Below are 13894 nucleotides of genomic sequence, written 5' to 3'. Positions count from 1 at the left end.
CGGGAGTTCTTTTCTTCCTCCGGGTGCCAAACGACAAGAAGGGGCGACGGGGAATCCCCCGTCGCCCCTTCGTCGTCACAGCCGGGTTCACACTCCGCGCAGGCGGGCTCCGACCTGGGCGGCGGCCAGTTCGACCGCCGCGTCACGGGCGGCGGCGATCTCGTCGGCCGTCAGGGTCCGGTCGGTGGCGCGGAAGCGCAGCGTGTAGGCCAGGGACTTGTTGCCCTCGCCGGCCTGCGCGCCCTCGTACACGTCGAAGAGGCGGACCGACTCCAGCAGGTCGCCGGCGCCGTCGCGCAGGGCGGCCTCCACCGACGACACCGGGGTGTCGGCGGGGACGATCAGCGCGACGTCCTGGGTCGCCACCGGGTAGGCGGAGATCGACGGGGTCTGCGCCGGAGCCGGGGCGGCCAGGCGGGACAGTTCGAGCTCCATCGCCGCCGTGCGCTTCGGCAGGCCGAAGGCCTCCACCACGCGCGGGTGGAGTTCGCCGGCGTGGCCGACGAGGACCTCGCCGACGTAGAGCGCGGCGCACCGGCCCGGGTGCCACGGCTCGTGCTGGTCAGCGCGGATATCCAACGTGACGCCCGCCTCGCGGGCCACCGCGCGGGCGGCCTCGATCGCGTCGGCCCAGGTCGCGGCGCGGCCCTGGCCCCACCAGCCCGACCGCTCGAACTCCCCGGCCAGGACGGCCGCGACGCGGACCGGCTGCTCGGGCAGGGCGGCGGTGAACAGCGCCAGTTCCTCGTCGGTCGGGCGGCGTTCCACCGTCAGGATCGGCGCGGTCTCCGGGGCGTCGGCGCCGGGGCGGTAGACCAGGCCGGTCTCGAACAGGGCCAGGTCGGTGAAGCCGCGCCCCACGTTGCGGACCAGCGTCTTGAGCAGGCCCGGCAGCAGCGTCGTCCGCATGAACGGCTCGTCTTCGCTGAGCGGGTTGACCAGCCGCGTCGCCCGGCGGCGGTCGTCGTCGGCGGGCAGCTGCAGGTGGTCGAGGTCGCGGGTGCCGATGAACGGGTAGGACAGCACCTCGACGTAGCCCGACAGCGCCAGCGCACGGCCGACCCGGCGGCGCAGCCGCTGGGTCTCGGTCAGGCCCGCGCCCGCCGGGGCGCCCGGCAGGATCGAGGGCAGCGTGTCGTAGCCCTCCAGCCGGATGACCTCTTCGGCCAGGTCGTTGGGGTCGGTCAGGTCGGGGCGCCAGCTCGGCGGGTAGACCGTGATCGGGTCGTCGCCGCTCACGGCCAGCTTCGCGGCCAGGTCGCCGCTGGTCACCACGCCCGTGGCGGCCACGCCGCGACCGCCCTCGGCGGCTTCGACGACGCCGTCGACGACGCGGCAGCCGATCTGCTCCAGGCGGGTGACCACGGTCTCGCGGGTGTAGGGCACGCCCGCGACCCGCGCCGGGTGGCCCGACGGGATGGTGATCGCCACGGGGGCCACGTCGGCCTGCGCATGGGTCACCCCGGGCTCGGCCACGCCGTCGCCCAGCTCGGTGAGGAGCTGCACCGCGCGCCACGACGCCGCGAGCGGCAGCTCGCGGTCGACGCCGCGCTCGAAGCGCTTGGACGCCTCGGACACCAGGTTGTGCCGCCGCGACATGCGGGCCACGCCGGTGGCCGAGAAGTGGGCCGCCTCGATGACGATGTCGGTCGTCGAGTCGGAGATCTCGGTCGACAGGCCGCCCATGGTGCCGGCCAGGCCGATCGCGCCCGAGTCGTCGGTGATCAGGATGTCGTCTTCGGCCAGGTCACGGGTGACGTGGTCGAGGGTCTCCAGGCGCTCGCCCGGCAGGGCGCGGCGCACCACGATGCCGCCCTGGATAGTGTTCCTGTCGAACGCGTGGAGCGGCTGGCCGAGCTCCAGCATCACGTAGTTGGTGACGTCGACGGCCAGCGAGACCGGCCGCATGCCGGCCCGCGTGAGCCGCACCCGCATCCACAGCGGCGACTCGGCGGACGGGTCGAACCCCGACACCGCGCGCAGCACGAACCGGTCGCAGGCCGTCGGGTCGCCGATCTCGGCGGGGTGGGTGACCCCGTCGGTGGCCGGGAGCTCCAGCGCGGCCGGGTCGCGGAACGGCACGCCGAACGCGGTCGCCGCCTCGCGGGCCACGCCACGGATCGACAGCGCGTAGCCGCAGTCGGGGGTGATCTCCAGTTCCAGTACGTCGTCACGCAGGCCCAGCAGCTCCACGACGTCGGCCCCAAGGGGGGTGTCGGCGGGCAGCAGCAGGATGCCGGGCGAGGACTCGGCGATGCCGAGCTCGGCCTCGGAGCAGATCATGCCGTCGGACAGGCGGCCGTAGGTCTTGCGTGAGGCGATCTCGAAGCCGCCCGGCAGGACCGCGCCGGGCAGCGCGACCGGGACGACCGCGCCGACGGCGAAGTTGGTCGCGCCGCAGACGATCTCACGTGGCTCGGCCTCGCCGACGTCGACCAGGCAGTGGCGGATCGGCTTCTTGAAGCCGGTCAGCTCCTCGATCTCGATGACCTGGCCCACGACGACGTTCTTCAGGTCGTGACCGTGGGAGGCGATGGCCTCCAGCTTGAGACCGGCGGCGGTGAGCTTGTCGGCGATCTCGTGCGCGGTGACGGGCGGGAGATCGACGTACTCCCGCAGCCACGAAAGCGGGACCTTCATCAGACCTCCATTCCGAACGGCAGGGTGAAGCGGATGTCGCCTTCGACCATGTCGCGCATGTCTTCTGCGTTGTGACGGAACATCAGGGTGCGCTCGATGCCCATGCCGAACGCGAACCCCGAGTAGACCGAGGGGTCGACGCCGCAGGCGATCAGCACCCGCGGGTTGACCATGCCGCAGCCGCCCCACTCGATCCAGCCCTCGGACTTGCAGGTCCGGCACGGCGGGTTGCCCGGCACGGACGACGCGCCGCGGCAGACGAAGCAGCGCAGGTCCATCTCGGCCGACGGCTCGGTGAACGGGAAGTAGTTGGGCCGGAACCGGGTCGAGATGCCCTCGCCGAACATGACCTCGGCGAACCGGTCGAGCGTGCCCTTCAGGTGGGCCATCGTCAGGCCCTTGTCGATCGCGAGGCCCTCGACCTGGTGGAACACCGGGGTGTGGGTGGCGTCGAGCTCGTCGGTGCGGAACACCTTGCCGGGCGAGATGACGTAGACCGGCAGCGGGCGCTCCAGCAGGGCGCGGATCTGGACCGGCGAGGTCTGGGTGCGCAGCACCTTGCCCGACTTGACCGACTCGACGAAGAAGGTGTCGTGGTCGGAGCGGGCCGGGTGGTCGGGCGCGATGTTCAGCGCGTCGAAGTTGAACCACTCGGCCTCCAGCTCGGGGCCCTCGGCGACCTCGTAGCCCATGGCCACGAAGCAGTCGGCGATCCGCTCCTGGAGCGTGGTCAGCGGGTGGCGGGCCCCGCGCGGCGCACGGTCCCACGGGAGGGTGACGTCGACGGTCTCCTCAACCAGCACCCGGGCGTCGCGCTCGGCCTCGAGCTCGGTCTGGCGGACGGCCAGCGCCTCGCCGACGGCCTTGCGGGCGGCGCCGATCCGCTTGCCGGCCTCGGCACGGGCGGCAGGCGGCAGCGCGCCGATCTCCCGGTTGGCCAGCGCGATCGGGGACCGGTCACCGGCGTGGGCCAGCCTGACCTGCTTCAGTTCGTCGAGATCCGCGGCCGAGGAGATGGCGGCGAGGGCATCGGCCTCCGCGCGCGCCAGCTCGTCGGCGTGCAGCGGTGTCACCTCGACCGGGTCGTAATCAGACAAGGGAACTCCGTATCCAGGGCCGGAATGGCGGCCCCTGATTGTATTAGCTGTGTTCAATGGCCGCGCCTCCGGCGCGGCGGGCCAAGCGCTCTGGACCCGGCGGGCTCCTTCGTCGCCCACCGGCGCGCTTGGCCGCAGGTCTGGCCACATTTCGCCGTTGGGCGGGGTTATCCCATGTCGGGCCACATTCGGGAGTAGACGGAATGAGCGCCCATAGGGCTCTCAGCCGGGGAAGCCCACCGGGCGGCCTCGCCGTTTATGCGAAGTCGGGTTGCCCGGTGGGCATGATAAATCGGAATTCCGCGCCGCCGCCGGGGGCGCGTTCGACGGTGATGGTGCCGCCGTGGGCCTCCACGAGGCCCTTCACGATGAAGAGGCCGAGGCCGGTGCCGCCGCGGCGGCGGTCGTTGCCGCGCCAGAACTGGCGGAAGACGCGCGAGGCCAGCTCGGGTTTGACACCCTCACCCTGGTCACGCACGGACACGGCCACTCCCCATTCGACGGGCTCTACGACGATTGTCACCTTACCGCCGCCGTGTCGCACCGCGTTTTCGACCAGGTTGCCGAGGATTTGATCCATCTTGTCCTGGTCGAGCCACATCTCCGGGAGGTCGCCCGTCACCGTGAGGGAGAACCGGTCTTCGGACTCACCGGCGGCCACGCGGCCGGCGATGATGCGCCGCGCGCGGGCGGGGATGTCGACGACCTGCCGCCGGATCTCCAGCCGCCCCGACTCGATGCGGGAGACGTCGAGCAGTTCGGTGATCAGCCGGGTCACCCGGTCGGCGTCGGAGTTGACCGTCTGGAGCATGACGAGCTTCTGGGCGTCGTTGAACCGGTCCCACTTGGCCAGCAGCGTGGCGGTGAAGCCCTTCACGCTGGTCAGCGGCGAGCGCAGCTCGTGGGCCACGGTCGAGACGAGGTCGGCCCGGCTGCGCTCCAGGCGGCGGCGCGCCGCGGCGTCGCGCAGGGTGATCACCACGCGGATCACCCGGCCGGCTCGCGCGGGCATGCGCACGAAGGCCGCCGTGACCAGCAGGTCGCGGCCGTCGAGCTGAAGCGGGAGTTCGACCTGGCGGGACCGGATGGACAGGCCGCCCCGGGGGTCGAGCCACTTCCACCAGTCGCGCCCCTCGGCGTCGCGCAACGGGAGCACGTCGCCCACGTGACGCCCGGGGGACGTCTTGCGGTGCAGCCCGGTCAGGCGTTCGGCCGCCTTGTTCACGGCCACCACGACGCCGTCGCCGTCGACCACGACGACGCCGTCGGGAAGGGCGTCGATGGCGATCACACTCGACGGGTCGGCGACCCGTCCATGGGTGTTCTCGCCGCGCAAAGGACCCCTCCAGCCGTGCTCCGCGAGCCGTCTCCGCCGACAATAGCGGGTTTCCAGAGCCCTTCGGCAGCCCGTCACCGACCGGGTACGCACCTATTACACGGAATGTCAGATCTGCCGGAGAACTCGCGCGCTGGCGTACAGACACACCGCGGCGGCGGTGGCCAGGTTCAGGCTCTCGGCGCGGCCGTAGATCGGCACCCGGACGACCTCGTCGGCCAGGGCCAGCACCTCGGGCGGCAGGCCCCACGCCTCGTTGCCGAACACCCAGGCCGTGGGGGCCGCGAGGTCGACGTCGTCGAGGGTGGCCTTGCCGGTGCCGTCGGCGGCCAGGATCCGCAGGCCGCGGTCCTTCAACGCGGCGACGGCCTTGTCGACCGGCAGCCCCGTCACGACGGGCAGGTGGAAGAGGCTGCCCGCGCTGGCCCGTACGCACTTGCCGTTGTAGGGGTCGACGGACGCGTCGGTGAACACCACCGCGTCGGCTCCGGCGGCGTCGGCCGTGCGCAGCACGGTGCCGGCGTTGCCGGGATCGCGGACGTGCGCCAGCACCGCCACCAGCCGGGTCTCCCCGACCGAAGAGAGGGGCACGTGGACGAACCTGCACACCGCCATCAGCCCCTGCGGGGTGACCGTCTGGGCGAGCTCGGCCATCACCTCGCCGCTGGCCCGGAACACCGGCACCCCGGCGCTCACGGCCGCGCCGACGATGTCGGCGTGCCGGGTCTCGGCCTCGGCGGTGGCGAACAGCTCCACCGTGACGCCGGGCAGCGCCAGCGCCTCCCGCACCGCCTGCGGCCCCTCGGCGAGGAAGGCCCGGTCGCGGTCGCGGAAAGCCCGCTTGGTCAGCCTTCGAGCGGCTTTGACCCGCGGAGACTTGGGATTGGTCAGCTCGGTCACTCGGTCACGTTCCCCTCCGACATGAGAAGAAGGGCCCACCAGGACGGTGAGCCCTTCCGAAAGCAGACGATCGCTTAGGCGACCGGAGCGTTCACGTCGGACGGGAGCGCCTTCTTGGCGGCCTCGACCAGCGTGGCGAAGGTCTGCGAGTCGTTCACCGCGAGATCGGCGAGGATCTTGCGGTCGACCTCGATGCCGGCCAGGCGCAGACCCTGGATGAGCCGGTTGTAGGTCATGCCGTTCTGCCGCGCAGCGGCGTTGATCCGCTGGATCCAGAGGCGGCGGAACGCGCCCTTCTTGTCCTTGCGGTGGGCGTACGCATAGGTCATCGAGTGGAGCATCTGCTCCTTGGCCTTGCGGTACAGACGCGACCGCTGACCCCGGTAACCGCTCGCCCGCTCGAGGACGACCCTGCGCTTCTTCTTGGCGTTGAGCGCCCGCTTCACGCGTGCCATGTTGTTCTTCTCCCCGGGGGTCGTTACTTAGCGAGCAGCTTCTTGATCTTCTTGGTGTCCGCGTCGGACATGACCACGTCGTTCTCAAGCCTGCGCGTGCGGGTGGACGGCTTGTGCTCGAAAAGGTGCTTGCGGTTGGCCCGGCGGCGAACGATCTTGCCGGAGCCGGTGACCCGGAAGCGCTTCTTCGCACCACTGTGCGTCTTCATCTTCGGCATCTCAGCCGTCTCTCCCTCGTTGTTCCAAGCCGATCTCCCGACCCCGCGAGGGGGCCGGGTAACCGGCGTTCCTGACTCGCAAGAGCCGCGAAAAACGGGCTCCCAGTCTCTGCGTCCGCGCAGCGCCTTTTATTCCTCGGCGGCGACCGTGTCGGCCACCGAGTCGTCGTCGCGGGTCGCCCGGGCCGCCGCCTTTTCGGCCTTGGCCTCGGCTTTCTTCTTGTGCGGGCCGATCACCATGATCATGTTTCGGCCGTCCTGCTTGGGCTGAGACTCCACGAAGCCCAGCTCGGTGACATCCTCAGCGAGCCGCTGCAGGAGCCGGAAGCCCAGTTCGGGACGGGACTGCTCACGTCCACGGAACATGATCGTGACCTTGACCTTGTCCCCCGCCTTGAGGAAGCGCACGACGTGACCCTTCTTGGTCTCGTAGTCGTGCGGGTCGATCTTCGGCCGGAGCTTGATCTCCTTGATGATCGTGTGTGCCTGGTTGCGGCGGGCTTCGCGCGCCTTCATGGCCGACTCGTACTTGAACTTGCCGTAGTCCATGAGCTTGCAGACGGGCGGGCGTGCCGTCGCCGCGACCTCGACGAGGTCGAGGTCGGCCTCCTGGGCGAGCTTCAGAGCATCGTGGATGGAGACGATGCCGACCTGCTCGCCGTTCGGGCCGACGAGGCGGACCTCGGGGACACGAATACGATCGTTGATGCGGGGCTCGGTGCTGATGGGACCTCCAAGGGACCTTCGCCTGTGTGCTCGACCGTGCCGGAAACACGAATAGACCCCGGCACGTCACGCATGCGGGGCCACTGAGTCCGAAAACTCGATTGTGATCCTTGAACCCGTCTGCCTCGCGGCTGATCAGGTGGGAGGAGGACCTCCGCTTGCGCGTCCGGCACGTGCCGGACCGATCGGTTCATGAGTTTAGCACGTTTACAACGCCGACTCACCCGCGGATCGCATGGCCTCCACCGGCGCCGGCGACCGTCCGGTCATCAGCTCGACCTGCCGCACCGCCTGGTGCAGCAGCATCGAGAACCCCCCGACGATCGTCCCGCCCTCCTTCCGCACGGCCTGCGCCAGCGCGGTCGGCCACGGCGAGTAGACGACGTCGAAGACCGCCCGTGCCCGCGCGGCCTCGCCGGCGACGTCGTCGGCGGCGCCCGAGGGCAGTGTGGAGATCAGCAGATCCACGTCTGCGTCGACTTCATGGAACGCCCGGGTGGCCACCGACATTCCCAGCCGGTCGGCCACCTCCAGGGTCTCCCCCGCCCGGCGGGGGTCGCGGACCACCAGGGTCGCCTCGCGCAGGCCCAGTTCGCGCAGGGCGGCCAGCGCGGAGGCGGCGGTGGCGCCGCCGCCGAGGACGACCGCGCTGGAGGGCGCCGGGACCCCGGCCTCGGCCAGGGCCGCGACGATGCCGTGCACGTCGGTGTTGGCGCCGTGCCGGGCGCCGTCCCGGAAGATCACCGTGTTGGCCGCGCCGACCTCGACCGCCAGCGGCGTGACCGTGTCGAGCAGCGGGAACACCACCCGCTTGAGCGGCATGGTCAGCGACAGCCCGGCCCACTCGGGGCCGAGGCCGCCGACGAACCCGGCCAGTTCCTCTTCCCGGCACTCGATCGCGTCGTAGCGCCAGCCGGTCAGGCCCAGTTCGGCGTAGGCCGCCCGGTGGAGGTAGGGCGACAGCGAGTGGACGACCGGGAAGCCGAGGACGGCTGCTCTCTTGTTCACGGGGTCAATTCTGGGTGGCGTTGAACTTGGCCCGCAGCCGCTCGAACTCGGTCGCGCTGGCGGTGAACTCGGTGATGCCGTTCTTCGGGTCGGTGGTCACGAAGAAGAGCCAGTCGCCCTTGGTCGGCTTCAGCGCGGCCTCGATGGCGTGGTCGCCGGGGTTGGCGATCGGGCCGGGCGGCAGGCCGTCGACGTAGTAGGTGTTGTACGGCGACTTGCTCTTGATCTCCTCGAACGTGGCCGCGATGCCGTACTTGTTGAGGGCGTACATGGTCGTGGAGTCCATCTGGAGCTTCATCGGCGGGTTGAGCGCCAGCCGGTTGTAGATGACCCGGGCCACCTTGCCCATGTCGTCGGGCGTGCCCGACTCGGCCTGCACGATGCTCGCGATGGTCATGATCTGCATCGGGGTGAAGCCCAGCCGCCTGGCCTCGGCGTTCAGGTCGAACTTCTCGGCGGTCTCGTTGAAGCGGTCGGTCATCCGGGTCAGGATCTCGCCGGCGGTGATGTTCGGCGGCAGCTCGTAGGTGGCCGGGAACAGGAAGCCCTCGGCCTTGCCCTTGGCGTAGGACGGCAGGCCGATGTCGCCCTTGGCCGCGTTGGCGAACTCCTTGGCGGGGATGCCGGTCGCCTCGGCGAGGGTGTCGTAGACGCGGGTGGCGCGGTAGCCCTCGGGGATGGTCAGGCTGTCACGCAGGCGCTTCTCGGGGTCGAGCAGCCCGACGGCGGCCGCGGCCGACATCTGCTTCTTCATCGCGTAGTGGCCGGGCTGGAGCGAACCACCCTTGCCGGCCGCGTCGACGGCCTGGATGAAGGCGCGGGCGCTGGCCACGACGTCCTCCTTCTCCAGTTCGGCGGCGACGTCTCCGGCGGTGGCGCCCTCTTCGATCTCGATGACCACTTCACCCGTGCCCGAGCCGGTGTAGTCGTCGGCCGTCACGGCGTCGCTGACCCACTTGTAGCCCAGATAGCCGCCGCCGCCCAGGATGCCAACGATGATCACTATCGCGATCACGGACGCGGCGGCGCCCTTGCGCCTGGTGCGCCGCCTGCGGCGCCGGCTGCGGCTCTGCTGTTTACGGGAACGCCGCGACCCCCCCTCGTCGGAGGCGCCGAGCAAAGAGTCCATGTCGAGGTCGTTCATAGTGCGGTGGCCAATCTCTCGGTAGGACTGGCCTCGCGTCAAGCGATGCGCCAAACCGAGGGGGGATCAAGCTTCGGTATGGATCTCGGCCCGACACGCGGACCGTCGGTCATCGTTCGGCCTAGTTCGTCCCGAGGTACCTGTTCAGCTCTTCCCGATATTTCACGAACTCGCCTTCGTTGTCAGTGAATTTGGTGATTCTACGGCCTGGATCTGTCGTGACAAACCAGTACCAATCACCCTTCGCTGGCTTCAAGGCCGCCCGAAGTGCCTGCTCACCGGGGTTTCCGATCGGGCCGGGCGGTAGACCATCGATCCGATAGGTGTTGTATGGGGACTCGTCGCGGGTCTCGTCGATGGTCGCGGCGATGCCGTACTTGCCGAGGCCGTACATGGTCGTCGAGTCCATTTCCAGGCGCCCGCCCTTTTTGAGGCGGTTGTAGATCACTCTAGCGATCTTGGGATAGTCGTCGTCACGCCCGCCCTCGGCCTGCACGATGCTGGCCGTGGTCACCACGTCGAGCGGCGTCATACCCTCGCGCGACTCCAGCCCGAGGCGGTCGGCGACCCGGCCGAACTGGGCGGCCATGTCGCGCAGCAGGCTCTTGGCGGTGCTCGTCGGCTCGACCTCGTAGGTCGCCGGGAACAGGAAGCCCTCGACCGACTTGGCATAGGCCGGCAGGCCGAGCGTGGCCGGCTGCGCCGCCGCCTTCTCGAACTCGGCGACCGGGAAGCCGGAGGCGGCCGAGAGGCGGACGTACACCTCCCTGGCGCGCAGCCCTTCGGGGATGGTCACCCGCCGGGACACCCGCGAGTCGCGGTCGAGCAGCCGGTCGAGCGCGATCGAGGCGGCCATGCCCTTGTTCAGCCGGTAGTCCCCCGGACGGAGGCTGCCCGACTTGGCGCGGGCCTCCACCTCGCGGACGAACGCCCCCGAACTGGCCACCACGCCCGCCTTGGCCAGCGTCTCGGCGATCTGGACCGCGCTCTCCCCGGCGCTGATGCGGACCACGACCGGGCCGGTCCCGGCGCCCTCGAAGTCGTCGGGCACCAGGAACGGGCGGACCAGCGTGTAGAGGCCGACGATCCCGGCGGTCGCCACGGCGGCCAGCCCGGCGTAGACGATCTTCCGGGTGCGGTTGCGGCGGACCTCGTGGTCGACGGGTTCGGCCTCACCGGCAAGCAGGAACGTGTCCCACTCCTGCGGGCTCACCGGTCGGTCCCGGGACTCGTTTCTCCACCGGGGGGTGGGTCGAGGGGATGACCTGGTGGTTTGCCTGACGCGCGCTCGCCGTCGAGGGCGGCCTGGAGCAGCACCACGGCCGCCGCCTGGTCGATGACGTCGCGCTGGTTCTTGGCCTTGCGGCCGCTCTGGCGCAGGTTGGCCTGCGCGGTCACGGTGGTCAGGCGCTCGTCGTAGAGGCGGACCGGGACCGGCGCGACCCGGGCGGCCAGCGCCGCCGCGAACTCGCGGGCGGCTCCGGCCGCGTGGGACTCCCGGCCCGACAGGGAGGTGGGGAGGCCGACGACGACCTCGACGACCTCGTGTTCGGCGACGAGCGCGGCGAGGCGGTCGAGATCGCCCTTGCCGCGCTTCACCGTCTCGACCGGCGTGGCCAGCAGCCCCGAAGGGTCGCTGCGGGCCACGCCGATGCGGACCGACCCGGCGTCGACGCCGAGTCGCGTGCCACGTCTCACGTCGTCACAGGCTGGAGTTGATCGCCTCGATGACCGCACGCAGCGCGTCGTCGACAGCGCCCGCGTTCGTCCCCCCGCCCTGCGCGACATCGTCCTTGCCGCCACCGCCACCCCCAAGTGCCTTGGCGGCGACTCCTACCAGACGGCCCGCCTTCAGCCCTCGGTCGCGTCCCGCCTCGTTGACAGCGGCGACCACGACGGGACGGTCCGAGGGGACACCGGCGACGACGACCACCGCGGCGCGATCACCGGGGAACCGGCCGCGCACATCGAGAGCGAGTTTACGCAGGTCATCGGGGGTGGTTCCAGCAGGCGCGCGGTGCGTTACGACGGAAACGCCCTGGATGTCCGAGGCCCCGGAGGCGAGCTCACCGGCCACCGCGAGCACCTGCGCCGACCGGAGTTTCTCCAGCTCCTTCTCGGCGTTGCGCAGCCGGGTGACGATGCCGTCGACCCGCTCGGGCAGCTCCTCGGGACGCGCCTTGAGCGCCCCGCTGAGCTGGGAGACCAGCACGCTCTCCCGGGCCAGGTGGCGGAACGCGTCGAGACCCACCAGGGCCTCCACGCGGCGCACCCCGGCGCCGATGGACGACTCGCCGAGCACCTTGATCAGGCCGAGCTGGCCCGAACTGGCGACGTGGGTGCCGCCGCAGAGCTCGCGCGAGTAGTCGCCGACCTCGACGATGCGCACGACGTCGCCGTACTTCTCGCCGAACAGGGCCAGGGCGCCCATCTTGCGCGCCTCGGCCTGCGAGGTGTGCAGGACGTTGACCTTGAGGTCGTCGATCAGGGTCGCGTTGACCTCGTCTTCGACGTCGCGCAGCACGCTGACGGGCACCGCGCCGGCCGAGGTGAAGTCGAACCGGAAGCGGCCCGGCGAGTTCTCCGAACCGGCCTGCGCGGCAGTCTCTCCGAGCGCGTTGCGGAAGCCGCGGTGGACCAGGTGGGTCGCGGTGTGGCTGCGCGAGATCGACCGGCGGCGGTCGATGTCGATCGCCGCGTGGGCGGCGTCGCCGACCGTGACCTCGCCGGAGGTGACCTTGCCGCGGTGGACGACCAGGCCCGCGATCGGCGACTGCACGTCGACGACCTCGATCTCGCCGTTCTCGACCTTGATGACGCCCTGGTCGGCGAGCTGGCCGCCGCCCTCGGCGTAGAACGGGGTGCGCAGCAGCACGACCTCGACGGTGGTGCCCGCACCCGCGACCGGAACCGGCGAGCCGTCGACGATGATGCCGGCGATCTCGGTGTCGGTGGTCAGGTGGTCGTAGCCGAGGAACTCGACCTTGCCGGCCTTCTCCAGCAGCTCACCGAAGACGGAGATGTCGGCGTTGCCGGTCTTCTTCGCCTTCGCGTCGGCCTTGGCGTTGGCCTTCTGCTCGGCCATGAGGCGCTTGAAGCCCTCTTCGTCGACCTGGAGGCCCTGCTCGGCCGCCATCTCCAGGGTCAGGTCGATGGGGAAGCCGTAGGTGTCGTGGAGCTGGAAGGCCTTGTCGCCCGCCAGCACTCTCGCGCCGGCCTTCTTCGTCGCGCTGACCGCGGTGTCGAAGATCGTCGTGCCGGTGCGCAGGGTGCCCAGGAAGGAGGCCTCCTCGGCGTCGATCACGCCGTGGATCTGCGCCGCGTCGGCGATCAGGTCGTGGTACTGCTCGCCCATCGTGCCGATGGTGGTGGCGGTGAGCTCGTGCATGTAGCGCTCCTCGCCCGAGCCCAGCAGGCGCAGGTTGCGGATCGCGCGGCGGAGCATGCGGCGCAGCACGTAGCCCCGGCCCTCGTTGGAGGGCAGCACGCCGTCGCCGACGAGCATGACGCCCGCCCGCAGGTGGTCGGCGATGACGCGGAGCGACACGTCGTTGCGGCCGTCGGCGCCGTAGCGGGTGCCGGTCAGCTCGGCCGCGCGGCTGAGGATCTTGTATGTGGTGTCGATCTCGTAGATGTTGTCGACGCCCTGCAGGATCGCCGCCATGCGCTCCAGGCCCATGCCCGTGTCGACGCTCTTGGCGGGCAGCTCGCCGACCACGTCGAAGTCGATCTTCGAGCGGACCGTGCCGAGCGTGTACTGCATGAAGACGTTGTTCCACACCTCGAGATAGCGGGTCTCGTCGGCGACGGGACCGCCCTCGCGGCCGTATTCGGGACCCCGGTCGAAGTAGATCTCCGAGCAGGGGCCGCCGGGGCCGGGGACGCCCATGTGCCAGTAGTTGTCGGCCAGGTCGCGGCGCTGGATGCGCTCGGCCGGGACGCCGGCCCGCTTCCAGATCTCGATCGCCTCGTCGTCGTCGAGGTAGACCGTGACCCACATCTTCTCTTCGGGGAACCCGAAGCCGCCCGCGGCGACCGGGTTGGTGAGCAGCTCCCACGCGAAGGGGATCGCCTGCTCCTTGAAGTAGTCGCCGAACGAGAAGTTGCCGAGCATCTGGAAGAAGCTGGCGTGCCGCGTGGTCTTGCCGACCTCGTCGATGTCGAGGGTGCGGATGACCTTCTGCGCGCTGGCGGCCCGCTTGTAGGGCGGCTTCTGCTGCCCGAGGAAGTAGGGCTTGAACGGGACCATGCCCGCGTTGACCAGCAGCAGCGTCGGGTCCTCTGCGACCAGGCTGGCCGAGGGCACGACGGTGTGCCCGCGCTCTTCGAAGAAGCGCAGGAAGCGGCGTACGATCTCTGCCGACTCCATT

At 70.4% G+C, this 13894-nt stretch carries 12 protein-coding genes; all 12 read right to left on the bottom strand.

The window, feature by feature from the left end; genetic code table 11:
* Positions 1-87: 87 nt before the first annotated feature.
* Positions 88-2640 carry a phenylalanine--tRNA ligase subunit beta gene (locus FDA94_RS33165; RefSeq protein ID WP_137251015.1) on the bottom strand — a complete coding sequence of 851 codons (2553 nt, stop codon included), beginning with the start codon at positions 2638-2640 and terminating at the stop codon, positions 88-90.
* On the bottom strand, positions 2640-3776 hold the full coding sequence (pheS, locus tag FDA94_RS33160; RefSeq protein WP_439648650.1) for a phenylalanine--tRNA ligase subunit alpha: 1137 nt from the start codon (positions 3774-3776) through the stop codon (positions 2640-2642). The genes FDA94_RS33165 and pheS overlap by 1 nt, the downstream gene beginning before the upstream one ends.
* A 217-nt stretch (positions 3777-3993) precedes the next feature.
* On the bottom strand, positions 3994-5073 hold the full coding sequence (locus FDA94_RS33155) for a PAS domain-containing sensor histidine kinase (RefSeq protein WP_137251014.1): 1080 nt from the start codon (positions 5071-5073) through the stop codon (positions 3994-3996).
* Between the two features lie 108 nt (positions 5074-5181).
* The gene (locus tag FDA94_RS33150) at positions 5182-5973 is read right to left on the bottom strand and encodes a TrmH family RNA methyltransferase (protein WP_137251013.1); all 792 of its coding nucleotides are present in this window, start codon (positions 5971-5973) and stop codon (positions 5182-5184) included.
* Between the two features lie 74 nt (positions 5974-6047).
* Positions 6048-6428, bottom strand: coding sequence for a 50S ribosomal protein L20 (gene rplT, locus FDA94_RS33145; protein ID WP_030456929.1), 381 nt, complete (start codon positions 6426-6428; stop codon positions 6048-6050).
* Between the two features lie 23 nt (positions 6429-6451).
* Positions 6452-6646, bottom strand: coding sequence for a 50S ribosomal protein L35 (rpmI, locus tag FDA94_RS33140; protein ID WP_030456928.1), 195 nt, complete (start codon positions 6644-6646; stop codon positions 6452-6454).
* A gap of 129 nt (positions 6647-6775) precedes the next feature.
* Positions 6776-7354, bottom strand: coding sequence for a translation initiation factor IF-3 (infC, locus tag FDA94_RS33135; RefSeq protein ID WP_269750281.1), 579 nt, complete (start codon positions 7352-7354; stop codon positions 6776-6778).
* Between the two features lie 225 nt (positions 7355-7579).
* Complete coding sequence (locus FDA94_RS33130; RefSeq protein ID WP_425460190.1) at positions 7580-8380, bottom strand: shikimate dehydrogenase; 801 nt, start codon at positions 8378-8380, stop codon at positions 7580-7582.
* A gap of 4 nt (positions 8381-8384) precedes the next feature.
* Complete coding sequence (mltG, locus tag FDA94_RS33125; protein ID WP_246060285.1) at positions 8385-9509, bottom strand: endolytic transglycosylase MltG; 1125 nt, start codon at positions 9507-9509, stop codon at positions 8385-8387.
* 136 nt (positions 9510-9645) lie between these two features.
* Complete coding sequence (gene mltG / locus FDA94_RS33120; RefSeq protein WP_246060284.1) at positions 9646-10737, bottom strand: endolytic transglycosylase MltG; 1092 nt, start codon at positions 10735-10737, stop codon at positions 9646-9648.
* Positions 10734-11222, bottom strand: a complete 489-nt coding sequence (gene ruvX, locus FDA94_RS33115) for a Holliday junction resolvase RuvX (RefSeq protein WP_137251010.1) — start codon at positions 11220-11222, stop codon at positions 10734-10736. Before ruvX ends, mltG (FDA94_RS33120) begins: the two co-directional genes overlap by 4 nt.
* Positions 11223-11226: 4 nt before the next feature.
* Positions 11227-13893: an alanine--tRNA ligase gene (alaS, locus tag FDA94_RS33110; RefSeq protein ID WP_137251009.1), complete on the bottom strand. Its 2667-nt coding sequence runs from the start codon at positions 13891-13893 to the stop codon at positions 11227-11229.
* Between the last annotated feature and the right edge of the window lies 1 nt (position 13894).

Source organism: Herbidospora galbida, from assembly GCF_005233835.1.
GTDB classification, from domain to species: domain Bacteria; phylum Actinomycetota; class Actinomycetes; order Streptosporangiales; family Streptosporangiaceae; genus Herbidospora; species Herbidospora galbida.
Note: the sequence above shows the minus strand (reverse complement) of the source record. Positions and strands in the feature narration are given on the sequence as shown.

Excerpts from the sequence above, each read along its gene's own strand:
- FDA94_RS33165 (WP_137251015.1), bottom strand. The coding sequence starts at position 2,640 with ATGAAGGTCCCGCTTTCGTGGCTGCGGGAGTACGTCGATCTCCCGCCC.
- rplT (WP_030456929.1), bottom strand. The coding sequence starts at position 6,428 with ATGGCACGCGTGAAGCGGGCGCTCAACGCCAAGAAGAAGCGCAGGGTC.
- rpmI (WP_030456928.1), bottom strand. The coding sequence starts at position 6,646 with ATGCCGAAGATGAAGACGCACAGTGGTGCGAAGAAGCGCTTCCGGGTC.
- mltG (WP_246060285.1), bottom strand. The coding sequence starts at position 9,509 with ATGGACTCTTTGCTCGGCGCCTCCGACGAGGGGGGGTCGCGGCGTTCC.
- alaS (WP_137251009.1), bottom strand. The coding sequence starts at position 13,893 with ATGGAGTCGGCAGAGATCGTACGCCGCTTCCTGCGCTTCTTCGAAGAG.